This is a genomic window from Niabella sp. CPT15-335-S11, assembly GCF_058792415.1.
This window is the reverse complement of sequence record NZ_JBYTEI010000002.1, coordinates 1,113,398-1,139,147: the sequence shown is the minus strand read 5'-3', so window position 1 is coordinate 1,139,147 and position 25,750 is coordinate 1,113,398. Positions and strand designations below refer to the sequence as shown.

General features: G+C 44.9%; 21 protein-coding genes. 9 read left to right on the top strand and 12 right to left on the bottom strand.

Going from position 1 to position 25,750, the window contains the following annotated elements:
• Nucleotides 1–72: 72 nt before the first annotated feature.
• The 6 genes from AC3WS5_RS11125 to AC3WS5_RS11100 all read right to left on the bottom strand — a co-directional run bounded on the left by AC3WS5_RS11125 (nucleotide 73) and on the right by AC3WS5_RS11100 (nucleotide 7,619).
• Nucleotides 73–1,698 carry a glycoside hydrolase family 20 zincin-like fold domain-containing protein gene (locus AC3WS5_RS11125; protein ID WP_492467447.1) on the bottom strand — a complete coding sequence of 542 codons (1,626 nt, stop codon included), beginning with the start codon at nucleotides 1,696–1,698 and terminating at the stop codon, nucleotides 73–75.
• A gap of 22 nt (nucleotides 1,699–1,720) precedes the next feature.
• Entirely contained in the window at nucleotides 1,721–2,635 is a 915-nt protein-coding gene (locus AC3WS5_RS11120; RefSeq protein WP_492467446.1) for a sugar phosphate isomerase/epimerase family protein, read from the bottom strand.
• Nucleotides 2,636–2,820: 185 nt separating this feature from the next.
• Entirely contained in the window at nucleotides 2,821–3,345 is a 525-nt protein-coding gene (locus tag AC3WS5_RS11115; RefSeq protein WP_492467453.1) for a carbohydrate-binding family 9-like protein, read from the bottom strand.
• Nucleotides 3,346–3,577: 232 nt separating this feature from the next.
• The gene (locus tag AC3WS5_RS11110; RefSeq protein ID WP_492467445.1) at nucleotides 3,578–4,525 is read right to left on the bottom strand and encodes a PIG-L deacetylase family protein; all 948 of its coding nucleotides are present in this window, start codon (nucleotides 4,523–4,525) and stop codon (nucleotides 3,578–3,580) included.
• Nucleotides 4,526–4,700: 175 nt separating this feature from the next.
• Nucleotides 4,701–6,083 (bottom strand): Gfo/Idh/MocA family protein, encoded by a 1,383-nt coding sequence (locus tag AC3WS5_RS11105; protein WP_492467444.1) that lies wholly within the window; start codon nucleotides 6,081–6,083, stop codon nucleotides 4,701–4,703.
• Between the two features lie 396 nt (nucleotides 6,084–6,479).
• Nucleotides 6,480–7,619 carry a Fic family protein gene (locus AC3WS5_RS11100; protein ID WP_492467443.1) on the bottom strand — a complete coding sequence of 380 codons (1,140 nt, stop codon included), beginning with the start codon at nucleotides 7,617–7,619 and terminating at the stop codon, nucleotides 6,480–6,482.
• Nucleotides 7,620–7,924: 305 nt separating this feature from the next.
• Here AC3WS5_RS11100 and AC3WS5_RS11095 point away from each other — a divergent pair, with 305 nt between their 5' ends.
• Nucleotides 7,925–8,827: a DUF5996 family protein gene (locus AC3WS5_RS11095; protein WP_492467442.1), complete on the top strand. Its 903-nt coding sequence runs from the start codon at nucleotides 7,925–7,927 to the stop codon at nucleotides 8,825–8,827.
• A 34-nt stretch (nucleotides 8,828–8,861) separates the two neighbouring features.
• On the opposite strand, the gene AC3WS5_RS11090 is transcribed toward AC3WS5_RS11095, so the two are convergent.
• Both AC3WS5_RS11090 and AC3WS5_RS11085 read right to left on the bottom strand, forming a co-directional pair.
• A complete protein-coding gene (locus AC3WS5_RS11090; protein WP_492467441.1) occupies nucleotides 8,862–9,140 on the bottom strand; it encodes a UBP-type zinc finger domain-containing protein in 279 nt (92 codons plus the stop codon).
• Nucleotides 9,141–9,217: 77 nt separating this feature from the next.
• Nucleotides 9,218–11,614 (bottom strand): TonB-dependent receptor, encoded by a 2,397-nt coding sequence (locus AC3WS5_RS11085; protein WP_492467440.1) that lies wholly within the window; start codon nucleotides 11,612–11,614, stop codon nucleotides 9,218–9,220.
• 247 nt (nucleotides 11,615–11,861) lie between these two features.
• Between AC3WS5_RS11085 and AC3WS5_RS11080 the strand changes: the two genes are divergently transcribed.
• From AC3WS5_RS11080 to AC3WS5_RS11060, 5 genes are all read left to right on the top strand, one after another.
• Nucleotides 11,862–12,932, top strand: a complete 1,071-nt coding sequence (locus tag AC3WS5_RS11080) for a PepSY-associated TM helix domain-containing protein (RefSeq protein WP_492467439.1) — start codon at nucleotides 11,862–11,864, stop codon at nucleotides 12,930–12,932.
• A gap of 203 nt (nucleotides 12,933–13,135) precedes the next feature.
• Complete coding sequence (locus AC3WS5_RS11075; RefSeq protein WP_492467438.1) at nucleotides 13,136–14,320, top strand: ATP-binding protein; 1,185 nt, start codon at nucleotides 13,136–13,138, stop codon at nucleotides 14,318–14,320.
• A gap of 97 nt (nucleotides 14,321–14,417) precedes the next feature.
• Complete coding sequence (locus AC3WS5_RS11070) at nucleotides 14,418–15,791, top strand: dipeptidase (protein WP_492467437.1); 1,374 nt, start codon at nucleotides 14,418–14,420, stop codon at nucleotides 15,789–15,791.
• Nucleotides 15,792–16,084: 293 nt separating this feature from the next.
• The gene (locus tag AC3WS5_RS11065) at nucleotides 16,085–16,456 is read left to right on the top strand and encodes a lipocalin-like domain-containing protein (protein WP_492467436.1); all 372 of its coding nucleotides are present in this window, start codon (nucleotides 16,085–16,087) and stop codon (nucleotides 16,454–16,456) included.
• A gap of 138 nt (nucleotides 16,457–16,594) precedes the next feature.
• Nucleotides 16,595–18,091, top strand: coding sequence for a peptide MFS transporter (locus AC3WS5_RS11060; protein ID WP_492467435.1), 1,497 nt, complete (start codon nucleotides 16,595–16,597; stop codon nucleotides 18,089–18,091).
• Between the two features lie 170 nt (nucleotides 18,092–18,261).
• Here AC3WS5_RS11060 and AC3WS5_RS11055 read toward each other — a convergent pair whose 3' ends face one another.
• Entirely contained in the window at nucleotides 18,262–19,170 is a 909-nt protein-coding gene (locus AC3WS5_RS11055) for a hydroxypyruvate isomerase family protein (RefSeq protein WP_492467434.1), read from the bottom strand.
• A 334-nt stretch (nucleotides 19,171–19,504) separates the two neighbouring features.
• Here AC3WS5_RS11055 and AC3WS5_RS11050 point away from each other — a divergent pair, with 334 nt between their 5' ends.
• Nucleotides 19,505–20,464, top strand: coding sequence for a formylglycine-generating enzyme family protein (locus AC3WS5_RS11050; RefSeq protein WP_492467433.1), 960 nt, complete (start codon nucleotides 19,505–19,507; stop codon nucleotides 20,462–20,464).
• Between the two features lie 146 nt (nucleotides 20,465–20,610).
• Nucleotides 20,611–21,939: a Gfo/Idh/MocA family protein gene (locus AC3WS5_RS11045; protein ID WP_492467432.1), complete on the top strand. Its 1,329-nt coding sequence runs from the start codon at nucleotides 20,611–20,613 to the stop codon at nucleotides 21,937–21,939.
• 203 nt (nucleotides 21,940–22,142) lie between these two features.
• Here AC3WS5_RS11045 and AC3WS5_RS11040 read toward each other — a convergent pair whose 3' ends face one another.
• Together AC3WS5_RS11040 and AC3WS5_RS11035 are read right to left on the bottom strand one after the other, a co-directional pair.
• The gene (locus AC3WS5_RS11040; protein ID WP_492467431.1) at nucleotides 22,143–22,745 is read right to left on the bottom strand and encodes a superoxide dismutase; all 603 of its coding nucleotides are present in this window, start codon (nucleotides 22,743–22,745) and stop codon (nucleotides 22,143–22,145) included.
• A 350-nt stretch (nucleotides 22,746–23,095) separates the two neighbouring features.
• Nucleotides 23,096–23,593 (bottom strand): nucleoside deaminase, encoded by a 498-nt coding sequence (locus AC3WS5_RS11035; RefSeq protein ID WP_492467430.1) that lies wholly within the window; start codon nucleotides 23,591–23,593, stop codon nucleotides 23,096–23,098.
• Between AC3WS5_RS11035 and AC3WS5_RS11030 the strand changes: the two genes are divergently transcribed.
• A complete protein-coding gene (locus AC3WS5_RS11030) occupies nucleotides 23,580–23,909 on the top strand; it encodes a DMT family transporter (protein WP_492467429.1) in 330 nt (109 codons plus the stop codon). The genes AC3WS5_RS11035 and AC3WS5_RS11030 overlap by 14 nt on opposite strands.
• Before the next feature lie 37 nt (nucleotides 23,910–23,946).
• Here the strand turns inward: AC3WS5_RS11030 and AC3WS5_RS11025 are convergent, their stop codons facing one another.
• Nucleotides 23,947–25,725 (bottom strand): MutS-related protein, encoded by a 1,779-nt coding sequence (locus AC3WS5_RS11025; RefSeq protein WP_492467428.1) that lies wholly within the window; start codon nucleotides 25,723–25,725, stop codon nucleotides 23,947–23,949.
• Nucleotides 25,726–25,750 lie beyond the last annotated feature (25 nt).

Genomic DNA, 25,750 nt, shown 5'->3' with positions numbered 1-25,750 from the left:
ATTTTCAAAATTTAAAGTTAACAATTCATACAATTGATAACTCTAATTTCTTTGGCCGAACATCGGGGGAGCTTACAGGTCCGGCAATTCTATCAGATCTATACTTGTTGGAGCGCTATTCCTATGACCAGTATCAACCAGTGCTGTCTCCCAAAAATAAAGGCTCTTCTCTAATAGGTCCTGAAATTCAAAAGTGGAATCTCCTAAGAGCGGTCCGTAAAAACGGTGGCGGTACATTGCTTCAGCGTCATTTAAGGCAACATCCTTATGATTCCAGCTAAATAAGGCGAAAAAATATAGACCCCGCCAAAAGGTTTCAAAGTGAGGAGAGCTGTCGTCCCAGGCGGTACACAGTATTCCATTTAATTTTTTATCGGCGGTGATCTGGCAAAATTCTTTTATCGGTTGAAAGTTAGAATGTCTACGCGGAAGCATCGGCCATTTTGTTTGGGCAGCGGTGGCAGCCATCAGATTTAAATGATTGGATTTGTACCAGTCAATAATTTTTAAGTTTCCTAATAACGCCGGGTTGCCATAATTCCAGCGCATGTAAACACAGTTTTGAGGAAACAGGTGGAGGTTTTCATCTAATTTATTTTTATTTTCCTGCCATATCTTTTTTACTTCCTTTTCCGGCATGGTTGGATCATAGGTTGTTTGATAAAGGTCGGCAAGTTTTAAAACCATATCATCCCAGAAAATAGGGATTCTGTTATGCTGCTTTGCAAATGCGCAAACTTTGTTGAGCCAGTACATCTGCAATTCAAAAGGTTTCATTCGGGACTGTTTAGATAAATCAGACTGTCCGAGGCGACCTACTTCATCACCGCCTATATGTAAATATTTACCTCCGGGAGTCGCTGCAATTGCATCCTCATATAGAGAAAATTGTAAATCATAGGTTCCTGAATCGAGAGGTGAAAATGCCCAGTCTGAACTGGGATCTTCCCGAAGTCTTTTATATTGTTCATGCTTAAGGATAAAAGAAGCATGTCCGAGGCCTTGTACTAATGGGCTGACCTCAATATTACGTTCGCGAGCATATCGGCTAATAGCAGCAAATTGCTCTACAGATATTGCATCATCTGCACCAACTATCTGTGCTTTACGATAGCGCAGTTTGTCCTCAAACTCCACAATAACAGCATTTACTTTTATGCGTGCGAGCTGGTCTATCATTTTATAATAATAACCTATTGCATCTAAATGATGTTTTAAGTCTAAATGTATAGCACGGTATGCTGTATTTGGATAATCTGTGATTCGACACGCGGGAATTTTAACTTGCTGATCAAATGCATCCTCCAATAGTTGTAATAGTGTTTGACATCCATAGAATAAACCCGACTGCGCACGGGCATTAATTATCACTTGGTTATTTTTAATTTCCAACACATACCCTTCAGGGGAAATGGGCACATCGCCGGTGCTCGAAATATTTAGTGTGAGAATCCCCTCCCCGGATTTGTTTGTGAGGCGTAATGATTTTAAAGGTTCATATAAAACAGGTCTGGTAGCTGTACCTGAAAGATATATTTCTATGAGTGAGTTATACGATATTCCTTCTTTTGAAGATATTAATTCGACTTTTTGTGGTGACGGTATTAATTTAAAACAAGACGGGAGATTATCAGTAGCATGGGTATCTATACAATAAAGCAAGGCGATGCTTAACAACGTTTTTAATAAAAGATTCATGATGTTTACCTTTAATAAATAATTATTTAAAGCCCATACTATGTATAGCTTTCAAATTCTCGGCAGCACATTCAAGTGGGGCCCTATCCTGGTATTCTGATTGCTCTATAATGAAATACTTCGTACCCGTCTTACGGGCATAGGTGATAATTTCTTTTATGGGTATTACTCCTTTGGTCAATAAAGTACTTTCATAAAAGCTCCCATTCGGACGTGGTGTACTTCTTTTTAATTCATCCCTTATATGCATTAGTAAAAACCTGCCGGGATATTTTTTTAAAAAATCCATTGCTCTGCCTCCGGCCCCATACATGTTGCCGATATCCATTTCTTGTTGTACTAGGTTTTTGTCAGTTAATTGAAGAAGGAGATCGTATAATACGGTACCCCTTAATCGGTGATTAAATTCATAGTTTTCGCTATGATAACCGAAATGAATCCCTGACTTTTTGCAGAGATCCCCGGTTTTATTAAACATATCAATGTAATGTTCGAAGGCATCCATATCTTGACAGAGGCTCGTATCTAAACCTGGCGATATCATGAACTTCATTCCAACGTCTGCTGCATCTTTGATGGTTTGCTTCCATTCATTGGTAAAGTCATTGGCAACTTTATCCCATTCCTTTGAACGAAGAGAGCTGTGGCCGCTTTCCATTCGTAATCCTAAATCGGTTAAGAGCTTTTTAAATTCTCGAATGGAATAACCATAAAATTTGCCATTCGCGTAACCCGCATGTTCTACATATTTATACCCCATTTCGGAAAGCTTTCTAAGAGTGCCTTCCGGATCCTTTTTCATATCATCTCTAACACTGTATAACTGTATTCCGAGAATGATATCAGTTTTTTTTTCAGTGAAAATTAGCGGTATAGATGTAATACCAGCAATTGCCAGACTACTGTTTTTGATAAACTCGCGACGTGAAGTTTTCATAAAATATATTGGGAAATGGTTAATACTATTGAAACTATATAATGACTTAAATTATTTTGGAGGGTTAATTTTAATGGAATATTTCCTAATGATTTCGCCTTTTTATAAAAGTGGGTTCCTTGATGAGCACCATTTTGAGTGCTTTAAGGATTGTTAGTGAAACACTATGCTGCCTGCTCAAATATTTAATTAAACAAAACGGTACCGAATTTCTTGTAATCGTGAAAGTTCTTACGTGTTTGTTGCCATGACCAGGTCGATACTCCGCTATCATAATCAATTCGATAAAAATTAGCGCGCCATTTTGTACCTTTTTTGGGAGGGACATTCGACAATGGATTAAGTAATACAAAGGGAATAAAGCATTCAGCCGTCCAAGACGTAATACTATCTTCCGACGATGCCGCCTTGTTTATATGGGTTTTATGACGTGTTTTCCTGGTGGCTTCATAATGCCAGGGTCTCCACCCAAAAAAAGCTCCATCGTTATTGAGTACTAAAATGGGCAATTCGTAGTTTAATGGCGAGAGCTCATACTCAAAGTATACCGGTACTTTTTCATCCGTCCAGAAAAATACTTCCACGACGTCCTCATTGTATAGATCTAGGAAATCCCCTCTGAGTGTCGCGGAAATCTTCTTATCATCACATTGAAATAGGCAATATATACCCTCATTTGAATATAATAATTTTACCCGGGTTTGATAAATGATTTCACCTTTCCGTTGAGGTAAATTCAGCCATTTGGAAACTTCCTAGTTTTTAGAGCTGCCATCTCCTGTAATCTCAAAGTCTGCGGTCTTCATTATAGTCAGTTCACTTTCTTTTGAAAGACCTGCATCGGGGAATTGGATATTCAAAAAAGAGGATGGCAAAAACAAGAAGTACATCAAACTATAAAGCATTAAAAATCGATTTTCTTTGGGCTTATTTTTTTGGCTTTTATTTGGTGGGTAACATCGGAAATAATCTTCTAATGTCGTCGTCGCTGGGCTGTGTCCCATATTCGCAAATTTCAAATGCTTCTGCCTGTACAACCTGATCTCCCCGCCCTTTTCCATACCATTTTTCAAGCGATTTTCTTACGTCAGGCGTTATTGTTACTAGCCGACGTTTTGAGAGCCATTTTTCCTTATCGGCATTATTTTTAGGAACCTGGTCGGAAAAGTGACCAATCCATGGCAGCCATTCATACATCTGGGATTGATGAGCATCTAACGCATGGATTTTCTGATCATATACTTGGGAGATATCTATAGCAATATCTGGCCTAAAAGGATTAGGTCGTTGGAAACGATCCTGAAAATACAAAAATACCGGGTTCTTTTTCAAGGCTGGTACTTCGGGCTCCACATGAGGAACACCCACCATATAGGCTGCGTCCTGAACTAATATGCCTGTATAGCGATGATCAGGATGATAATCATTTGGACGTGGCGCAATTACAACATCAGCGTTCCACTCTCTAATTTTCTTTATAATCTCATACCGTACTTTTAACGTTGGTTCCAGCTGCCCATCGTGATTGTTTAACACGTCGTAAGTCACTCCGAACCGTTTCCCAGCTTCCTGTGCTTCCGCGAACCTTCTTGTGGCTAAAACTGCCCCACTTTCTTTTTGATGGCCGGCATCCCCGTTAGTAACCGCCAAAAATTTAACTGCATAACCCATTTTTGCGTAAAGGATTGCGGTGCCCCCGCCATTCTGGTCACAATCATCAGGGTGTGCTCCTATCATAATTATACGAACCTTACCATCATTAGGCGAGGCTGATGTGGAATTTATATTTTGGAATTCATTTGACACGTCGTTTTTATTGCTACTGAAAGAACCCAAAAAAAGTATTGAAATTACTAGAAAAGGAAATAATCTTTTAATTCTAATGTTCATTTTAGGATTTTATGTTTCAAAGGTTTATTGTAACGGAAATTAAAAAGTAAACGTTATCTTAAACTAAAGGATTTTATATGGGTTACGGATTTGATGTCATTGTTATTAAAATTTGATTTTAGGATGGATGAATGCTGGCGACAATTTATTTAAACCGACTCTATTGGTGCTCAATTCAAATCATCTTATCCGGATTCCAGTTAATAATTCTCTTTTCAAAATAACTTAGATTTGAAAGTAAAGCAGGGGCGGCAGCTCGTAAAGCAAATGGCACGTCTTCTTTTACGGATTTCTTATTCCGGAAAGCATCAAAGAAGTTAATGAAGTGATCCAAATCAGCGTCATATCCCGGAGGTGCCTTGTATTCCTCCTCAGTCGGTCCGATTATTTCGAACTTTTTTGGATATTTTGCATTGTACTCCCGCAAAAATTCCTTTTGTATAGCTTCGGGAAAGGTGTTAATTGTGTAACCCGGGGCATCGGACATTTTCTTCTTCGTTAAAGTCACTGAGGTCCCTGAAATAACCATTTGCCCTTCACTTCCAACGAACCTGAATCTCTGCCCCCCTCCTGAGCCATCTTCAAAATTTACACGTAATGTTAGATTGAACGCCGGGTGAGTACTAGTTTTGGGGTAATCGTAAATTCCTACCATAATATCGGGGACATCGCGACCGTCTTTCCAGAAACGCAAGCCTCCGCTTGTCATTATCCTATTTGGACCATTGGAATCAAGAATAAAATGAAGTCCGGAAAACAAATGGACAAATAAATCCCCCGCGACACCTGTACCATAGTCTTGATAATTGCGCCATCGAAAAAAGCGTATTGGATCAAAGGGTATTTTTGGGGCTTTGTTACTTAAGAACTTGTCCCAATCAACCGTTTGTGAGGAAGCATCTGGAGGAATAGAGTATTGCCATGCTCCTTGAGCTGAATGCCTGTCATAATAAACTTCCACAAAATTTAACTCACCTATAGAACCGCTTTTATAAAGCTCCTTGGCCTTGGCGTAAATAATGGAGCTCACTCTTTGGCTACCTACCTGCACCAACTGTTTTGTCTCTTCTTGCACCTTAATCATTTCATGCCCTTGCTCGATTTTCTGTACGACCGGCTTTTCGCAGTAAAGTGCCTTTCCCGCCTTTAATGCGGCTATGCCAATTTGAGAATGCAAATGATCTGGAGTAGCTAAAATAACTGTATCAATATCCGACCTTTGCAAGATTTCTCTGTAATCCCGAGTTGTATAAATGTCTTTTCCGAAAACTTCTTTCGCTCTGAGTAAACGGCCATCATATAAATCGGAAACGGCCAGCAGCTTCACACCTGGCACTTTCAATGCCGTAATCGTGTCATTTGTTCCTTGAATGCCTCCTCCAATTAAGGCAACTTGTATATTATCATTAGCTGTAATTTTTTTTTTGTATTCGATAAGATTGCTGATTACATTTTTGTTATCAGCTAGTAAAACTGAGGGCGCAACGGTTGCAATAACGGTGCCGCCAGCTATCCTTTTAAGAAAATTACGACGCGAATTTTTAGAGTAGTTTTTCAAAATATGAAAATGTTCGTTTAATTATTCGATAAATTCTTTCAGCTGATGAAACAACAAGCATTGAACCCATAAATCATTAGATATGGTCCTAAGTTTAACATTACACGTAGCACCTCAGGTGACTTAATTTTATCTTGAAGTGTCCGATGATAAATTGATTTAGTTCGGGTAGTGGCTAAACATTTCCGGACTACCCCTCTCATTATAAAGATGAAAGTGTAGGTCAAAATGTACTAGTAGATTGAAAAAAAAGTTATAACTGTATTAAGATGGCAGCTCATATTGGGGTTAAAAATGAAATTTTTACCCAAGAAAGAACACTGCTGCCAAACCGGCTTGTTGAGGACAATTGAAGTGTTTGGTAAATGTGGGCTGCTGTGGATTTCTTACATAAGATTATCTTATGAAAGCGTTTAAATAATTTTCAAAAACAAAAATCCGATTGCGGCTTTGGCCCGTGGTTTCCTTTAAGATATTGGCGGCTATCATTTGCTCAATCAGATTGTTAGCGGCTTTGTAGCTTAGGCCTGTTGCCTTTGTGGCATCATCGACGGTGATCATTGGGTTTTGCAAAAGTGTATGGAGTAACTTTAAACCTGCTTGTGCCCTGCGCCCAAAGTGATATTGTATCTGCTGTTCGGTTACTTTCTTTAGCTGTAATACCTCCTGCAAGGTGGCTACGGCTTGGCCCGCGGTTTGCTCCACGCCAACCAAAAAATATTTGATCCAATTTAGCATGTCGTGATGAGTTCGAACGCGTGTGAGGTTATCATAATATAAACCCTTGTTTCTTTCAAAAAAAGTCGACAAGTACAGCAGTGGTTTCTCAATAATCTTAAGGCTTACAAGATATAATGTAATTAGCAAGCGCCCTATACGCCCGTTTCCATCTAAAAAAGGGTGTATAGTTTCAAATTGGTAATGCGCAATTGCTATTCTCACCAGGGAGGGCAAGTGTATCTCGTTATTATGTAAGAAATTTTCCAGGTCGCTCATTAACTCCGGGACCAGGTCATGGTGAGGTGGTATAAATGCGGCATCGGCCAGTGAAAGGCCGCCGATCCAGTTTTGGCTGGTGCGGTATTCCCCAGGCAACTTGTGCTCGCCTCGTACATTATTCATGAGGATGCTGTGGGTTTGCCTGAGCAGGCGCCCGGAAATCGGCAAATGTTCAAGGCTTGCAATGGCATTATTCACTGCCAGGATATAGTTGTTAACTTCCCTCCAATCATTTCTTTTTTCGGGTTTAATTTCTGATTCAGGCAGTAGGGCTTCATTCATGTTTGTTTGTGTTCCTTCAATCCGACTGGAAACAACCGCCTCTTTGGTAACATGCACTTGTATAAATAGATCAATATTGGGAACAAAACGCGAAAACGAGTTTAGTTCGCCAAGCTTAATAGCGGCCCTTTCCAGCAAATTGTTCAATTCGGCACTTTGCCACTGCCAGGTATCATTGATTTTCGTTGGGGCAAAGTATTGATAACGAATGCCCTTTCGCTTATTTCCGGATTGATAACGCTCTAATTGTATCATGTAGCAAAAGTAAAATAAAAAATCGGTTATTTTACTTTCGTGCCTAAAAGTAAAATAAAAAATCGGTTATTTTACTTTCGGACTACTTTTGAGAACCTGTTTTCAGCGGGTTGTATCTATTCATAGATGCCTGAGAGGGGGAAATAAGGGCAGCTTCCACGGGAATGACCATTTTGGGCAGTCCTAAAAAACTGCCCTATTTTCTATAATTTAGTCGGACAATAGTGATAATTATTATTCCGGATATAAATGAATGTTGCTTTTGTTTAATTGAATTAATTGTGTAAGAATCTAAATCTAAAAAGATGCAACAACAATGGCCTGTCCTTTCCTATCAAAAAGGCAAAGCAACGTACGACACATTACACATGTTTACACAGATTGTGGGGAAAATAAAATTGGAAATCCTTCCATGGGTCAATCATTCATGGCATGTTACTTTACATATTGTGCCTTACGGTTTGACAACCCAAGCCATGCCTTACAAAGATCAGAGTTTTCAAATTGATTTCAATTTTATCGAACATCAATTAAAAATAAAAACAAGCAAGGGCGAACTTCGTCAATTTGGCCTGCACGGAATTTCTGTTGCTGATTTTTATAAAAAGATTTTCAAATTGCTTGGTGATTTAAAAATTGATGTAAAAATAGATTCGATCCCTTCAGAAATAGCGGATCCGGTCCCTTTTGAAAAAGATGTGATTCATAAAAGTTATGTAAATGAGCAGGTGGCTGCTTTTCACAATGCCTTGTTGAGAATACAGGATGTGTTTATGAAGTTTCGAAGTACATTTAAAGGAAAGTGCAGCCCGATTCATTTTTTCTGGGGAGGTTTTGATTTAGCGTTATCTTTTTTTTCTGGAAGGAGAGCGCCAAAACATCCCGGGGGAATTCCAGGCATGCCCGACTGGGTCGCGGAAGAAGCCTATTGCCGCGAAGTAAGTAGCTGTGGTTTTTGGACAGGAGGCGAAGGGCTTGCAGAGGCAGTGTTCTACGCTTATTTATATCCTGAACCCGAAGGATATAGGATTGCAAAAGTGCAACCTTCGGAGGCATATTACAACGCTACTTTCAGAGAGTTTATGTTACCTTATTCGGCTGTGCAGCAAGCAAAAGATGCTGAAACAAAATTGCTTGAATTTTTGCAGAGCACATATGTTGCAGGTGCTGATTTGGCAAACTGGGACAGAGAAATGCTGGAAGATTGATTAAGTTCTTCCGGTATTTTCATTAAAAGTTTCTTTACTCATATTCCGAAAATACCTGGTCCACATAACACCAAAGCCATTTTTCGCCCGGTTCGGCGGAGATTATCACCGGATGCTGCGTATGATTGTGATGTTTCGTCATGTGTTTATGTGGCGAAGAATCGCAACATAATGTAACGCCGCAGGTCTGGCAGGTTCGCAGATGAAGCCATTCGCTATCTGTTTTGATACATTCTTCACAAACCAATTCTTTGGGTTGTTTTAGTGATTTTATTTCCCTGATATGTTCGCAAACGGGCTGTTGCTCTTCCATAACAATATTATTTAACTGGTGTAAATTTAGTACAGAAAAGTCAAACCCAAAGGGGCAGACTCAACATCTCAACCAACTTACCACCTGAAAACAACACCTACCCTGGCATTGATCCCTTCACCCGCAACGGTTTTGTCGCGGAGAGGGGCCGCCCATTGTGAACGGGCAGGAAGGTAGGTCGTGTTGAATAAATTATTTACCGCTAAAGACGCGCCAATCTTCTCTGTGAACTGATATTGTGCAGAGAAATTAACGACTGTATACGGCTTCAAGGGAACTTCTGCATAGTTGTATTTCCAACCACCTTTACCATCAGCAACCGGCGCAAACCGCTTTCTCGCTCCCATATGCACGCCGCTTAAAAACAACGTCGCTTTTGACACGGGATGAAACGTTACGTACGCCGTCGTCTTGGGTGCAGCAATGAACTCAGAATTGATATTATATAACTGGTAGGGATTATCAGCCTTATGCGTCATACCTTCCACGTAGGAATAAGTGGCACCCGCATCCAGCTTGTCTTTCAGGATGCCAACCTGCGCGGATACATCCGCACCGTAAATCTTTTGCGGCGTTTTCGCGGGCTCATACCTGTTTTCGACATTGTTGTAAACCAGGCCAACACCGGTTTTGGAGGTGCTGTAATATCCGGTTGCTTCGAACCGGACAGGACCAAAATACGACAGGAACCCAAATTCATAATTGTTGGTCACCGGCGCTTTCAAATTGAGCGTGCTCACAACATCCGGGTTAGTCGCTCCCTGAAGTATCCGGCCTACATTTGGCAAGGTATATCCTTGCGAAAAATTCAGGTACGGGCTGAAGGCCTTATATTTCACATATCTTGTCCCGATATTGAACGACAGGTTCCTGAATTCCTCACGACCGGCATTAATGTGGTTCGATGGATTATAGGTCTTGTCAGATCTCACCGTGGGAAGCGTTGCGTAAGCATCCGTATGAAGCAACATATTGTCGTACCTCAACCCCGCCTTCAGCACCCAATTATCATAAAACTTTAGCGCAGACTGAAGATAAGGGGCGATGCTTACTAAATTCAGATTCGGGATCCAGACACGGCCATCCAGCAGCGACCTGTTTGTTTGATCTTTCAAAATATCCAGACCGTAAGTGAGCGTCCAGTCGAGGTTTCCGAGATCAAGCCGGGTATTGAAATTAGGCCTGAACCCATATTTTTCAGCATGAATAACCGACTGCCCCCCACCTTCAAAAAAATTAGGTGAATAATAGAAGATATTTTTGGATTTAGCATAATAAACATCAGCCGCAAAAACGGTGGTTCCCGCGAAGATCTCGTTGGCGGTATAAGTCAGCGAAGCGTTTCCCGTACTCAGTCCGGTTGGTTTTTCCGGGTAGTCGCTGGTCTTTGGAACACCATAACCGGGAGTGATCTTATAGTCGCCGGTAGCATTATAGACTTCTATCGAGCTGTTGAAAGGTGCAAAGGGTGTTTCGAGTTTGGATTGATAGAGGTTTCCGGAAAAGCGGAGCTGCTGCTTCTCCGAAATGGCGTAACCCAGGTTACCATACAAACTCAGAATCTTTGTGTTATCCAAGCCATAGATCGGGAACAAGGGCTTTTTATCGGGGCTGTATTTGTTGCCGGTTTTTTCATAACTCATTCCGGCGTAATAACTCCATTTTTTACTGTTACCGTAAAGCGACTGATGCAGGCCAAAGCCTAATGCGTTTTTAGTGTTTGCCAGGTTAGAGGTACCCCAGATATTGGTAGTGCCATGGATTGGACCGGCAGAAACCGGCGCCTGCCTGGTTATGTAATTCACAACACCGCCGGTACCACCTACGCCATAGGCTGCTGACGCGCCTTTGATCACTTCAACGCGTTCCAGATCCATGGGCAGAAAGGATTTTATTTCAGCCTGGCCGGGAATCAGCGGGGTGGATTGAGGTATGCCATTGACCATCACCAGGAAGTCCCTTCCGCGCATGGTTTGTCCCCAGTTGAAGTATGTACCGGTACCCGAACCCAGGCCGGGTACCTGCATTTCAAGCACATCGGTGATGTTGGAAGTCTGGGCCAGGTATTTTTTAATCGCCTGTGCATTTACGACCGTTATTGAAGCGGGTGTTTCCTGCAGCAGCTCGCGGCCCCTGCCCGCGGTAACAACCACTTCTTCCAGCAGGCTGCCCTCTGCAACAGCGGTAAGGTTCAACGTCAGGGACTGACCGCTAACGAGGTGTAAGGTTTTCTGCTGTGTTTGAAAACCAACAGCCGAAAGAATCAGCGTGTAATGGCCGGCTGGCAGGTTGTCGATGCTAAAATATCCCTGTGTGTTGGTCGTTGTACTGAAAGACGTACCTGAAAGTTGAATATTCGCCGAGGGCAGCGGTGCTCCGTGTTGATCGGTCACCGCCCCGTTAATAGATGCAGTTTGTGCTTGTACACTCACTGTGAATAGTATGCAGATCAGAATTGCTGTAAGTTTTGACATAGTATTTTTTTAAACCCGGCGAAGTTCTGTTCCTGATGCTGTCAAAGCTTACGAAATCGGGAAAAGAATTTACATAATGCGGAAAAATTTGGGATCTGGCATCGCTTTCGCTGCACCTTCATCTACTTTCGCGCTCATAAATCAACATCATTGTCAAAGAGTTTCTTTGTCTGGGTAAGAGGTCTGGATAAAACCTACCCGCAGATCATGGCTCACAGGCAATGAGGTGGTCCAAAATACCGAATCATTGAAATTTGGGAAGCGCATATTTGCATGGCATCATTGGTGCGGACTGATCGCAGGGGCTTTTCTGCTGCTGATGAGCATCAGTGGGTCTATGCTTGTTTTTTCAGATGAAATTGAACAAGCTTACTATCCTCATCTATCGCTGAACACAACACCCAATGCGCCGGTGACCTACGATGCTTCTTTCGGCAAGGTCCGCGATCAATATCCGGGGTGGAACATCCGCCTTTACCCGTCCCCCAAAGCGGACAGTCCCGTTATCTATCAACTCAGAAAAAAAGGGGAGAAGAAGCAGGTGTTCATGGACCCTGTGTCAGGTGACGTACTGCACGTGATGGATAACGCGCAAAATCAGTTTCAGAATCATCTGCTAACCCTGCATTATACGTTGTTTGCCGGTACCATCGGCCAGGTTATTATCCTCCTGGTGGGAATCGTGTTTTTCATCTGTATTGTCACAGGACTTTATATCTACCGGAAAGTCATCCTGAAGGTCTTGTTGTTTAAAGTGAAGCTCAACCGGAATAGCCGCCACGCTTTTTATTCTTCACTTCACCGACTAGCGGGGGTGTATGGGTTGCTGTTCCTCTTGCTCGTTGTCGCTACAGGTACTTCTATCGCCATTAGGATTCTTTCGGCAAAAGCTGAAAACGGAAAGACGCGATCGCCCGAAACTGCGACCAGGCAGGTTTCCATGGACAAAGCGGTAGCCTACCTGCGATCTGCCCATCCCGATTTTACTATTGGAATGATTGCCGTTCCCGCGGATGGCCAGGTAGTGCAGATCCGCGGCCGTTTCCGGGATGATCCCTTTTACTACGGATCCTATTACAGTTTAATTGTTTTTGATGCGGAAACCGGGAAGCCGCAAAAGATGGAGGCCCTGCGCGATCAGCCCTTTGGTAAGAAATGGATGACGATGGTATCCCCGCTGCATTTTGGAAACTATGGTGGATTGCCGATCAAGATCATCTACAGCATCCTCGGCCTGACACCCGGTTTGCTGAGTATCACCGGTTTCGTGATCTGGCGGAAGAGAAATAATTTCAAAAGGCGGCGCCAGATTGGCTAACATTAATTCAGCACAAAGCATTGCTTCCTGCCGGCCTTGGGACTCAATTTCCTGATTTTTATGGGCTAGTTGCCACTTTTCTTACGTTCTGCCAATTTACCAGATTCTTTTTGGAAACAGTGTTCCTGACCGGATTTTGAATAAATAGGTTGCGAACTCAAAATAAACCATGCAAATCTAACACTTAATGTTAAATTTGCATGGTGATTGAACGGATTCTGACCAAAAAAGTAAAAGATGCGCTCAGGCGCAGTCCATCTGTTGCGCTCATGGGGCCAAGGCAAGTCGGAAAGACGACGCTTGCCATGAAGGTAGCCACGGAAATCCCATCCGTTTATCTTGATCTTGAAAGTCGCCTCGACCTGCAAAAAGTCAAAGATATTGACAATTTTCACGCTGCAAACAGCGATAAACTCATCATTCTCGACGAAGTGCAGCGACTTCCTGAAATCTTCCCGTCCATTAGAGGAATTATCGATGAAGAGCGCAGGAAAGGAAACAAAACCGGCCTATTTCTTTTTCTCGGATCTGCATCGATGGCATTACTTCAGCAATCCGGCGAGTCGCTCGCTGGTCGGATCAGCTACCTGGAATTGTATCCGGTTAATTTGATTGAATATGCTGGCCAGAATCTGGATCAGATGAATCTGCAGTGGCTGAGGGGGGGATTCCCTGAAAGCTTGCTGGCAGATTCAGACACAGACAGCCTTCTTTGGCGACAAGACTTCATCCGGACTTATCTGGAGCGGGATATCCCACAGTTGGGCCCGAGGATTCCAGCAACCACTTTGGAAAGATTCTGGACCATGCTAGCGCACAACCAAGGGGCTGTTCTGAAAGCATCTGTTCTGGGACGAAGCCTCGATGTGTCTGCCGTAACAGTGGGTCGCTATCTTGATTTGATGTCCGACCTACTGCTGGTAAGACGTTTGCAGCCCTGGACATCAAACGCAGGCAAACGGTTGATCCGTTCGCCGAAAGTATATATCCGTGATAGTGGGATTACTCATGCATTACTGAACATTCCGGCTTATAACGACCTTATTGGCCATCCGGTCGTGGGGGGGAGCTGGGAAGGTTTTGTGATTGAAAATATTCTTTCAGTGGCACCGTCAACAGCCAGGCCCTACTTTTACCGGACGCAAGCGGGTGCAGAAATTGACCTGGTGCTGGAGTTTTCAGCCCGGGATAAATGGGCTATTGAAATTAAAAGAAATTCGGCACCATCGCTTTCAAAAGGTTTCCACATCGGTAGTGAAGATATTGGCGCAGACCGGCGTTATGTTGTGTATTCGGGGAAAGATACTTTTTCCATGGGTGAAGGTGTAACGGCCATTTCCTTATATGGACTGATGAACGAAATCTCTGGCAGACAAACTAATTCCTGATCCAGTCTTTTCAAATTCCGTCCTCTACTTTGTTCCACAACTCTGTGGAACCTGGATTCAATTTCCTTAACTTCGTGACTGTTAAAAATTACACCATATGTCACAGGCACAGGATTGGAAGCAATACCAGAAAGATAATCAGGAACGTTTTCTGCAGGAAATGATGGACCTGCTCCGGATCCCATCGATCAGCGCGCGGGATGAACATAAGGAAGATATGGTGCGCTGCGCAAAAGCAGTGCGGGAAGCGATGTTGGCCGCGGGTTGCGACAAGGCCGAAGTAATGGGAACCGACGGACACCCGGTGGTATATGGTGAGAAACTGGTCGATCCAGCAAGCCCGACGGTGCTAGTTTACGGACATTATGATGTACAGCCCGTAGAACCGCTGGAAGAATGGAAAACGCCGCCATTTGAACCAACGATCATTGACGGGAAAGTATTTGCCCGGGGCAGCGCGGACGACAAAGGTCAGTTTTACATGCATATCAAAGCCCTTGAGACTATGGTTAAAACCAATACCATGAGCACCAATATCAAATTTATCATCGAAGGAGAAGAGGAGATAGGTTCGCCCAACCTGGGCAGCTTCGTGGCTGCGCATAAAGACCTGCTAAAAGCAGATGTGATCCTGATTAGCGACAGTTCGCTGCTGAGCATGGAAAATCCAAGCCTGGATACCGGCGTACGCGGGCTTAGTTATATTGAAGTGGAAGTAACGGCCGCGGCCAGGGATCTGCACAGCGGGACTTACGGAGGTGCGGTAGCCAACCCAATTGTCGTGCTGTCAAAAATGATCGCCGACTGCCATGATGAAAATCATCATATCACCATCCCGGGTTTTTATGATGATGTGGATGTTACCACCCAGTCCGAGCGGGAGCTGATCAACAAGGCGCCGTTTGATGAAAAAGAATACAAAGAAGAAATTGGCATTCTAGAGCTGGTGGGAGAGAAAGGCTATTCTACCTACGAAAGAACAGGCATACGCCCAACGCTGGAGTTGAATGGTATCTGGGGTGGTTATACCGAGCAGGGATCAAAAACTGTATTGCCGGCCAAGGCAACTGCTAAGATATCTGCCAGACTGGTGCCTTCGCAGGATAGTCACAAAATGACAGCGCTGTTGCTGGATTATTTCCGAAAAGCCGCTCCATCTAGTGTCACCGTACATGCATTTGAGCACCACGGAGGTGAGCCCTATGTAACGCCTATCGACAGTAAGGGCTACCAGGCGGCGAGCAAGGCCCTGGAAACGACGTTTGGCAAAACACCCATACCCGTGAGAGGGGGCGGCAGTATTCCCATCTGCTACACACTGGAGAAGGAACTGGGTATCAAGATCGTGTTTATGGGATTCGGACTGGACAATGACGGATTACACAGCCCGAATGAAAAATATAATATCGAAAACTTTTACAAAGGCATCGAGACGATTCCTTATTTCCATCAATACTTTGCCGCGCCGTAATCCTTAGCAGCTCAGCAAAAACTTCTCACGCCGGGGCATTTTCATCAGTACTTCTCTGCTCATTAGCGACAGGATTTTAGTTTGTTATCGCTGATCGCTCGTTTGTGCACGGGTAGATAATTATACTCCCTGGCAGGCGAGGTATATCCTGTTTTGCGGGGGTGCCAGGCGGGGATTCAGCATTTACTCCCATATTCATTTAAATTTCACATTCCGGTTGCATGTTTGCACCGGGAAGCGACACATCGGTCGATTTCCTCTAAACCAATTTCGTTAATCTAAAATTCTTAATCATGAAAAAAATGATGACCGCTTTTATGCTTGTTGCAATTGTAGCACTAACAGCCTGTGACAAACAAGTCAGTTCTGATGTTGCAGTCAACGCATCTATCGCAGGAAAATGGAAACTCACACAAGTCAATACCGGCGGAATTTGGATGCCCTATGTTGGCACCGATGTGATCGCCGATTTCAAGGCTGATGGTACCGTAATCGCAAATTACGACAATACTACGGTCAATGCCGCCTACAAAATCGAGGGCAACACGATCACTTTTATTGAGTCCGGGCAGCAGTACGCAGGTTCGTATGTGCTGAATGGCAGCAAGCTTGAATTATCTCAGTTCCTGGCTACATCTTACAAAGGCCGGTTTACCAAAATGTAGGACAAAGAGCTTTTGCAAAGCAATTTCACATTGCAAAATTAACTGCTTCATTATACCCTTATTTACCTATCCTCAAACCCCTTCTGCCACGGTGTGAAGGGGTTATTTTTTTTTGTACATTCACCGTTAAAAACTTATATGGATCAGACGCTCGAACAGATACAAAATTTCAAGGGTAAATATCCAAAACAGATCTGGAGTCTTTTTTTCAGTGAGATGTGGGAGCGGTTCAGCTTCTATGGGATGCGTGGCATGCTCACTTTTTTTATGGTCGATCAGTTGTTTATGAAGGAGGATGTGGCTAACCTGCAATATGGCGCCACCCAGGCCTTTGTTTACGCCTTTACTTTTATAGGGGGTTTGTTTGCCGACAAGATCCTGGGTTTTAGAAAATCGCTTTTTTGGGGCGGCATCATGATGATCGTGGGTAGCCTGATCCTGGCCACAGACCCGCACCGGTTTTTTTTCCTGGGGATCAGTTTTACGGTGATTGGCACCGGTTTCTTTAAGCCCAATATCTCAACGATGGTCGGGCAGCTGTATAAAAGTGGCGATCCAAGGCGGGACGCCGGATTCTCGCTGTTTTATTCGGGTATCAATATTGGAGCGCTGTTGGGCGGATATGCATGTGTGGCGATAGGAAAGGGGTATCTCCTGCAAACCGTCGTGCCGGTCAACCTGCGCTGGAACCTCGCTTTCGGTCTGGCTGCCATTGTCATGACCATCAGCCTGCTCACTTTTCTAAATACGAAAAAAAAGCTGGCAACCATCGGGCTTTCACCACTAGGCAAGGAAAAAAGATGGTATGATTACCTGGTTTATCTGGGATCGCTGGCGTTGATCCCGGTCATCATGACGATGGTCTCCCGGACGCAGTACACCGATTGGTTCATGTATATCATCGGACCATTGACGCTGATCTATCTGTTTTATGAAATGACCCGGCATACCCGTGCAGAGGTCATGAAATTATTTGCCGCGCTCATTTTCATTTTGTTCTCCATTTTGTTCTGGGCATTTTTTGAACAAAGCGGGGGATCGCTGGCCTTGTTTGCGGCCAACAACCTGGATAATAAGTTACTGGGCTTTATCACCCTCGACCCCAACGGCGTGAATAACGCCGCAAATGCATTTTTTGTGATCATATTTGCTCCGTTGGTGGGTTTGTTGTGGTTAAGGCTTGCTAAAAAGAAGCTAGAGCCAAATACTGTTGTAAAATTCGGGTTGGGTTTTCTATTCCTTGGCCTCGCTTTTTATGTGTTCTTTGCCACCCGTTTTTTTCAATTAATTCCTGGTGTGGCTAGTCTGGATGTGTTTACCCTGGCTTACCTGGTAATCACGTTTGGGGAGCTTTGTCTGTCGCCGATTGGGCTATCGATCATGACCAAACTTTCGCCTCCGCGGCTGCAGGGAATGATGATGGGCATGTGGTTTCTGGCGAGCGCTTACGGGCAATATGTGGCGGGGCTGTTGGGCGCCGATATGGCCCGGACCAACGCGACCGCGGGTAAAGTGGAGAAATTGATGGCCTATACGGAGGGCTACCGTCAACTGGCCATCTACGCCGTGATTGCGGGGCTGGCACTGATCCTGATCTCTCCGCTTGTCAAGAAACTGATGCAGGAAGTGAAATGATCCATGCGCGGGATTAATTTTGGCGATTCAACGCCGAACCTTTCAACAAACGCCAACTTCCAACCCTGTGATTGAAGAGATTTGATCGATGCACAAGTATCCTCGTGAAACATCATTGACACATTCCGCGTGTCCTGGGCAATAAAATATCACCAATCGTTGAAATTTAATCAGGCGAAGCTGTCGCTTTCCCGGTAGGCCTGTATCAGCCGGTCCTCACCTTCCTTCCCGGGTTTGGAAATACCGTGCTCCATGCCCAGGATGCCTTTAAATCCCCTGTCGTAAATGTACTTGAAGACTTGCTTGTAATTGATCTCGCCGGTAGTGGGTTCTTTACGGCCGGGATTATCGCCTTGCTGGAAATAGCCGATCTCCTCCCAGGCGAGTTCAATATTTTTGATCAGGTTGCCCTCGTTTCTCTGCATGTGGTAGATATCGTACAGGATCTTGCAGGAAGGACTGTTCACGGCCTTGCAGATCATATAAGTCTGAGCCGATGTCCGCAGGAACAGATCGGGGGTATCACTCAAGGGTTCCAGCACCATTACCAGGCCGTGCGGTTCCAGGATCTCTGCGCCTCGTCTCAGCGCTTCAATCACGTTGGCGGTCTGGATATCCACTGGTAACCTGCGATCAAAATCTCCCGGTACCACGGTGATCCATTTGGCGTGGCATCGTTTGGCCACTTCTACCGATTTCCGGCAGCCATCCAGGAAAATATCAATATGTTCTTTCTTGTTACTGGCGAGCGTATTGGCGCCGTTCCCGCCTTTGGAGACCACGAACACGCCCATTTTCATCCCGAGGGATGCAAGGGTATCGCCAATTTTGGACTGGACTGCGGGCTCGCGACCAACCATGCCGTTGTCTTCCATCGACCTGAAACCGCGGTCATAAGCGTATTTGATCTGGCTGATAACATCTTTTCCGGCGCTGTTGGTGAACATGCCATCGTGAAAAGCGTAGTTGAGGTTAAAGGGCTTGTCGGGGGCGGCGGATTTGCTTCCGAATGTTTTTCCGCTCATGGCCAGGGTTCCTGATGCCAGGATACCGTTTCTTACAAAGTTTCTTCGGTTCATGTGTCAATTTTACATGTTTTTAATGGCCACCCGCCAGAGGCGGGCAGGCATGCCCGCCCGAACGTACCGTTCGGTAGGGGCGGGAAATTTACTATAGAAAATTTTTATGGACAGCTCATATGTGCAGAATTGAATCGGTTAAAGGTAGTTTAAAATTGAAAGGTAACAAATTCTCAGTCCGATGACAAATATCATCTCATCACCAGACAACCAAATAGCTTTTTTTTCTATCTTCGATGCGGATACTTGTATTGTATGACGAAATAACGTGGCGGAAGATCAGTTTGCCGAATCCGGAATATTACCTGAAGCCCGTTCTAGATTTTAATTAAAAATGAAATTATTTATTGCTGCGATAGCCTGTTTACCGGCCCTCTGCCTGACTGCTCAGACCACCGGCCCGAATGATTTTCAGAAATACGACCAGAAGGTCCCGGGATCCCAGGTTAGTTTTACGATGGTACCTGTTCAAGCCGGGAGTTTCCTGATGGGTAGCCCCGAAAATGATAAACAAAAAGAGTCTGACGAAACCCCTCAGCATAAAGTGGAGATCAGCGCTTTCTGGATGGGAGCGACTGAACTGACGCATGATGCCTTCAGCCCTTTCTTTAACGATGCGGAACTGGAACAGGGCGGGAGCGTTGATGCGGTGACCAGACCGACTGTCCCGTATATCGATCTGACGTTGGGAAAAGGCCGCGAAGGCGGGTTCCCTGTGGTGAGTCTAAAACCCTTTACTGCAATGATGTACTGTAAGTGGTTGTACGGCAAGACAGGCATTTTCTACCGGCTACCCACTGAAGCAGAATGGGAGTACGCCTGTAGGGCGGGTTCTTCCACCATTTATCCTTTTGGTGATGCCGCAGCTCAACTGGGGGATTACGCATGGTATAAACCGAACAGCGGCGATGCCTTTCACAGAGTGGGATTAAAGAAACCCAATGCATGGGGACTCTATGATATGCTTGGAAACGTGAGCGAATGGGTGCTGGATCAGTACCAGGCTGATTTTTATGGGAAAGTAGCGAAGGATGCTAAAGACCCGGTCCGGATGCCTGAAGTTAAACATCCCGGTACCCTGAGGGGCGGCAGTTATGTGGATGAAGCTGATGCATTGCGTGCGGCAAACAGGATTTCTTCGCGGCTCGACTGGAACCGCCGCGATCCTCAGGTTCCCAAAAGCAGGTGGTGGAATGCTGACGCGCCATTTACCGGGTTCCGGATTGTAAGGCCACTGAAACAACCCACGCCGGAAGAAGCAAAGAAGTTCTATGATGCGTACCTGGGAATTTAGGAGATATTAGACAATAGATATTAGTATTTAGACTATAGTATTTAGATATTTGACGCCAGATAAAATCTAAGGTCTAGTATCTAACGTCTAAAGTCTTTTTTTGCCGGCGATTGAAATATTTAAAACTCACATAAAGAAAAAAAATCATGGACACTAAAACGACCAGGAGAAAATTTGTCAGACAAAGTTCTCTTATTGCAGGTGGATTAATGGCCGCACCGCTGTTGGGAAAGACTAATTTCTTTTCCGGAGCTGCCGGTGATATAAAAGTAGCCGTAATCGGATGCGGTGGCAGGGGCACCGGGGCTGCTTTACAGGCCCTGCTTAGCAAACAGCCCGTCAAGATTGTGGCGTTGGCAGACGCTTTCCGAGACCGGCTTGACAGTTGCTATAAAAAACTGACGTCGGAAGATATGTCGGATATGGGCGTTAACGGTAACCTTAAGGGTCGCGTAGACGTTCCCGAGGAAAGAAAATTTGTCGGGTTCGATGCCTACCAGAAAGCAATTCCCCTGGCCGATGTGGTTATCCTGGCTACCCCTCCGGGTTTTAGACCCATCCATTTTGAGGAAGCCGTTAAAAAAGGGAAGCACGTCTTTATGGAAAAACCAGTAGCTACTGATCCGGCAGGCATTAAAAAAGTACTGGAAACGGCTGTCATTGCCCGTCAAAAGAAACTGAACGTGGTGGTTGGTCTGCAAAGGCGCTACCAGAATTCATACCGCGAATTGTTTAAAAGGAAAGAGCTGATCGGAGATATAGTATCCGGACAAGTTTGGTGGAATGGCGGTGGCGTATGGGTTAAACAAAGAGAGCCTCAGCAGACTGAAATGGAATATCAGATGCGCAACTGGTATTATTTTAACTGGCTTTGTGGCGACCATATCGTAGAACAGCATGTGCACAATATTGATGTAATGAACTGGTTCATGGATGCTTATCCGGTTAAAGCACAGGGTATGGGTGGCCGGCAGGTGAGAACCGGTAAGGAATACGGTGAGATTTATGACCACCACTATGTGGAATTTACCTATGCCGATGGAACGATCATGAATAGTCAGTGCCGTCATATTCCGGGTACGATGAGTAAAGTGGACGAGTTGCTGATCGGTACGAAGGGGAGGATCTTCGCCGGTGAGGCCGCAATACGGGATTTAAAAGGGAAGGAACTTTTCCGTTTCGATAAGAAAACAGAGAATAATCCTTATCAGTCTGAACACGATGAATTGTTCGCTGCCATCGCTAAAGGACAATATAAATACAGTGATGCCGAATATGGCGCAAAAAGCACGCTGACGGGTATCATAGGGCGCCTGGCCACTTACAGCGGTCAGGTGATCGACTGGGAAAAGACCCTGAACTCAGGCCTGGATATCATGCCAAAAGAGTATGCATGGAATGCCACGCCTCCCGTGCTTCCCAACGCAGATGGTTTTTACCCGATTGCGATGCCCGGCAAGACCAAATATTTTTAGCCGGGGGGATGCATGTGACTTCCGAAATTTTGCCACTAGCGGCAGAATTGGGGTTGCGATGATTTTTAAAACAGAACAGGGGCGCATTGTCTCTTGAGCAAATGCGTACCGGAATTTCGGCTGAATTAATTTTTAAACAGAACAGGGGCGAATTAATTCGCCCCTGTTCACATTCGATGTCGAATGGCTATCTTTTCTGGTGACTAAAGTGCTGCTTCGTAAAGCTCCCCAACTTTTTTCCAGTTTACCACATTCCAGAACGCGCCCAGATAATCGCCCCTGCGGTTCTGATACTTCAGATAATACGCGTGTTCCCATACGTCAGCACCCAGGATTGGCGCCCCTTTGACTTCTGCTACATCCATCAGGGGGTTGTCCTGATTGGGCGTACTGGAGATTTCCAGGTTTCCGTCTTTTACGATCAGCCAGGCCCATCCGCTGCCGAATCTTTTCAGACCTGCATCATTGAATTTTTCTTTTAGAGCATCCAGCGATCCGAAAGTCTTGTCGATCGCTGCTGCCAGTTTTCCTGACGGTGTGCCTCCATTAGGGGCCAGGATCTCCCAGAAAAAGCTGTGGTTCCAGTGGCCACCGCCGTTGTTCCGGACTGCGGCTGAGATTTTTCCGGCATTTTTAACTAATTCTTCGAGCGATTTGGAAGCGTGTTCCGTTCCCTCGATCGCTTTGTTTAGGTTGGTTACATAAGCCTGATGGTGTTTGCCATGGTGAATTTCCATAGTCTGCGCATCTATGTGCGGTTCCAGAGCCTCTTTTGCGTAAGGCAGGTCGGGTAAAGTGAATGCCATGATGATTTATTTTTACTATTTAATAATCGGTTTTGTAACTATAACAAATTTAATGTTTTATGGTTGAAAAATTTTTCCGGCAGGCACTCCTGCAAAAAATCACTACAAAATTTGTGTCCAGGACCTTAGAATTACGAATGGTCAATTACGAATTACGAATGATCCGTAAGTAAGAGAACTTTTTCTAAAATTGTCGCATTCGATGTAGTTAGGAACTCTTTTAGTTTGCCTCTACTACAGGTCACGGATCGCAATTCGCAATTAATATATATATAAATATCTAATATCTAGTATCTAGTATCTAATATCTAATATCTAGTATCTAGTATCTAGTATCTAGTGTCTATCTTCTAGCGTCTCTTCTTCTCAAAGAATTCCCGCATCAGTGCTGCGCATTCTTCCTGCATGATTCCGCTGATGATCTCGGTTTTTGGATGGAAGGGAGAGATGGCAGGCTGTACCCGGCTGAAGCCGTTCTTGGGGTCGGATGCGCCCCAGACCACTTTTTTTAGTTTGCTCCAATAGAGTGCGCCGGCACACATCACGCAGGGTTCAACGGTTACATATAAAACCGCATCAGGAAGGTATTTGGACCCCATCTTCGTAAATGCCGCTGTCAGCGCGATCATTTCCGCGTGAGCCGTGGGATCTTTCAGCTTCTCCGTCATATTATAACCCCTGGCGATGATTCGGTCTTGCTGCACCACTACGGCGCCCACCGGAACCTCGTCCTCATCAAACGCATTTTGTGCCTCCCGCAAAGCCATCTCCATATAATATTCATCGCTCATGTGGAACAGGTTGATTACTTTCACACAAAAATAGTGCAACGGTATGTACTGGTTCATTCTGATAATAGCCGGATTATTTGAAGCTGGTTTTGCAGCCTGCCTGGGAATGGCGCATAAAACCAGCGGCAGGGAATCCTTATTGTGGTTTTTGGGCTTCTTACTTACGCTGACAATCAGTATGGTGCTGCTGTATGTTGCTACTCAAAAACTGCCGATTGGTACGGCGTATGCCGTCTGGACCGGAATTGGTGCGGCGGTAACGGCAATCACCGGTATCATCTTGTTTAAGGAGCCGGCAACCTTCTGGCGGGTATTCTTTATTTTCACGCTGATCGCAAGTATCGTTGGCCTGAAAGCCGTATCGCCGACTTGATTGACGCGGATGTCCCCTGTAACCATACCGTCAAAAATCAGGGATCAATAACCCCCAATTTCTTCATGAGGAACGAAGCGCTGAGCGTAGTGCAGACCCCATCCTTCAGCTTGTAATCAAACAATAATTCATCGTTGACGATCCTGGATTCGAAAGCTTTATTGATAATATAATCCGGGTATTCATTAGCAAGCTGAGCTACAACCGTATCGTGGGTGGCAATGATGCCAAATGTGTTTTCGCCGGCCATTTTCCGGATCAGCCCGATAGTGCCACCCCGCTTGTCATCGCTGTTCGTACCACGGAGGATCTCGTCCAGGATGACGAAGGTCTGATGTCCCTGCTGAAGATGCTGGATGATGGCTTGTAATCTTTTTAGTTCCGCGTAGAAAAAAGACTCGCTGTCTTGCAGGGAATCGGTAATACGCATGCTCACAAAAATATCAAAGGGGTAGCAGATCATCCGGGATGCGCACACGGAAGAACCCGCTCTGGCCAGAGCCAGGTTGATTCCCAGGGTTCTGAGAAAGGTACTCTTTCCACTCATGTTTGATCCGGTAAGGATGACGAATCGCTGTGGTTTGAACGCGTAATCATTTGAGATCCTTTTCTCCGGGCGGATCAGGACGTGTCCCAGGTCCCACGCTTGAAATTCGGGTTCCTTTGAAATCTCCGGAAAACAAAATCCCGGATTGTTATAACTCAGGTTCGCAAAGCTGGAAAGCGATTCGAATTGACCTAGCAGGTCCATCCAGCCTGCAATTTGGGCGGCGTGTTTTTGTCTCCATCGACCCAGTCGATAAAGGACGTGAACGTGAAACAGGAACAGTCCGTTTAACAGGATGCTGACCAGCAGGTTGATAATACTCTCCAGGTATTCCATCAGTGATGCCAATTGCCGGATACTTTGTGAAGCGGGCTGCTGGCCATCTTTCAGCCTTTCCTGTAGTGAGCGCAGGAAAGACGATTGAAATTTCTCCTGTTCGATCAACCTGAACTGCTCCCGGAATCCATGTAGGATTTTTGTGACCGATGTGGAGACGGATAACTGCCTGGTGATTTTTTTTGCGAAAGAAAAAGCGATCAGCAAATTCAGGATAAAGCTTATGTAGAAGATGCGGAACGCGGTATCCTGGTCAGTCATTAAATAAAAGACCAGGCTGCCTATCGTTACAAGAGGAAAGATCTGTAACAAGTAGTAAAGGAGTTTGTTGATCTGTCCCGACCGGTCATCTTTCCAGGTCATCAGTTTTCGTAAATCTTCTTCCAGGCTTTGGTGCTGGCTTCCGTGGGCATAGAGTTGCTGCCTGAATTCGATTTTCCCGGCCAGTTCGGAGATAGCAGCCTGCCGGTCCGGGATATGCACAATATCAGGGTTCAGCAGTGCATCCGCAAGCGCTTTTCTGCCAAAGGGGCTGCTGCAGCGGTTCAAGGTGGCATAGAGACCGCCCTCTCCAAAAATATCCAGGTCGTACGACCAGGGATGATGGGTGTCCTGGTATTCTCCGCCATTCGGATATTTTAAAAGGCCACTCGCCAGGAAACCGATCTCGTCGCTATTGAACTTCGCGAGTGTAGCATAATATAACATTTTCTGTTGCAGCCGGTCGTAAGCTCTGACAGCGACAAAGAAAACCGCGAGGAGAAAAATGGTGATGGAAATAGTTAGCCCGCTGCCGGTCTGGGTGGAGCGGTAAGCAGCATACAGGAACAGCAGGAAAATGATGAGCCTCGCGAAACTCAGTCCGTTCATCCACTTCTTTAATTCTTTCTCACGGGCGCTGTATTTCTCAAAGTATTCCTGGTAGACCGGCATGATTCAATTTTGTTCAAAAGTAAAG

Bases quoted from the DNA above. Each gene is read 5' to 3' on its own strand.
- AC3WS5_RS11125 (WP_492467447.1), bottom strand. From the start codon at position 1,698: ATGAATCTTTTATTAAAAACGTTGTTAAGCATCGCCTTGCTTTATTGT.
- AC3WS5_RS11120 (WP_492467446.1), bottom strand. From the start codon at position 2,635: ATGAAAACTTCACGTCGCGAGTTTATCAAAAACAGTAGTCTGGCAATT.
- AC3WS5_RS11110 (WP_492467445.1), bottom strand. From the start codon at position 4,525: ATGAACATTAGAATTAAAAGATTATTTCCTTTTCTAGTAATTTCAATA.
- AC3WS5_RS11100 (WP_492467443.1), bottom strand. From the start codon at position 7,619: ATGATACAATTAGAGCGTTATCAATCCGGAAATAAGCGAAAGGGCATT.
- AC3WS5_RS11095 (WP_492467442.1), top strand. From the start codon at position 7,925: ATGCAACAACAATGGCCTGTCCTTTCCTATCAAAAAGGCAAAGCAACG.
- AC3WS5_RS11090 (WP_492467441.1), bottom strand. From the start codon at position 9,140: ATGGAAGAGCAACAGCCCGTTTGCGAACATATCAGGGAAATAAAATCA.
- AC3WS5_RS11085 (WP_492467440.1), bottom strand. From the start codon at position 11,614: ATGTCAAAACTTACAGCAATTCTGATCTGCATACTATTCACAGTGAGT.
- AC3WS5_RS11070 (WP_492467437.1), top strand. From the start codon at position 14,418: ATGTCACAGGCACAGGATTGGAAGCAATACCAGAAAGATAATCAGGAA.
- AC3WS5_RS11065 (WP_492467436.1), top strand. From the start codon at position 16,085: ATGAAAAAAATGATGACCGCTTTTATGCTTGTTGCAATTGTAGCACTA.
- AC3WS5_RS11060 (WP_492467435.1), top strand. From the start codon at position 16,595: ATGGATCAGACGCTCGAACAGATACAAAATTTCAAGGGTAAATATCCA.
- AC3WS5_RS11055 (WP_492467434.1), bottom strand. From the start codon at position 19,170: ATGAACCGAAGAAACTTTGTAAGAAACGGTATCCTGGCATCAGGAACC.
- AC3WS5_RS11050 (WP_492467433.1), top strand. From the start codon at position 19,505: ATGAAATTATTTATTGCTGCGATAGCCTGTTTACCGGCCCTCTGCCTG.
- AC3WS5_RS11045 (WP_492467432.1), top strand. From the start codon at position 20,611: ATGGACACTAAAACGACCAGGAGAAAATTTGTCAGACAAAGTTCTCTT.
- AC3WS5_RS11040 (WP_492467431.1), bottom strand. From the start codon at position 22,745: ATGGCATTCACTTTACCCGACCTGCCTTACGCAAAAGAGGCTCTGGAA.
- AC3WS5_RS11030 (WP_492467429.1), top strand. From the start codon at position 23,580: ATGTACTGGTTCATTCTGATAATAGCCGGATTATTTGAAGCTGGTTTT.
- AC3WS5_RS11035 (WP_492467430.1), bottom strand. From the start codon at position 23,593: ATGAACCAGTACATACCGTTGCACTATTTTTGTGTGAAAGTAATCAAC.
- AC3WS5_RS11025 (WP_492467428.1), bottom strand. From the start codon at position 25,725: ATGCCGGTCTACCAGGAATACTTTGAGAAATACAGCGCCCGTGAGAAA.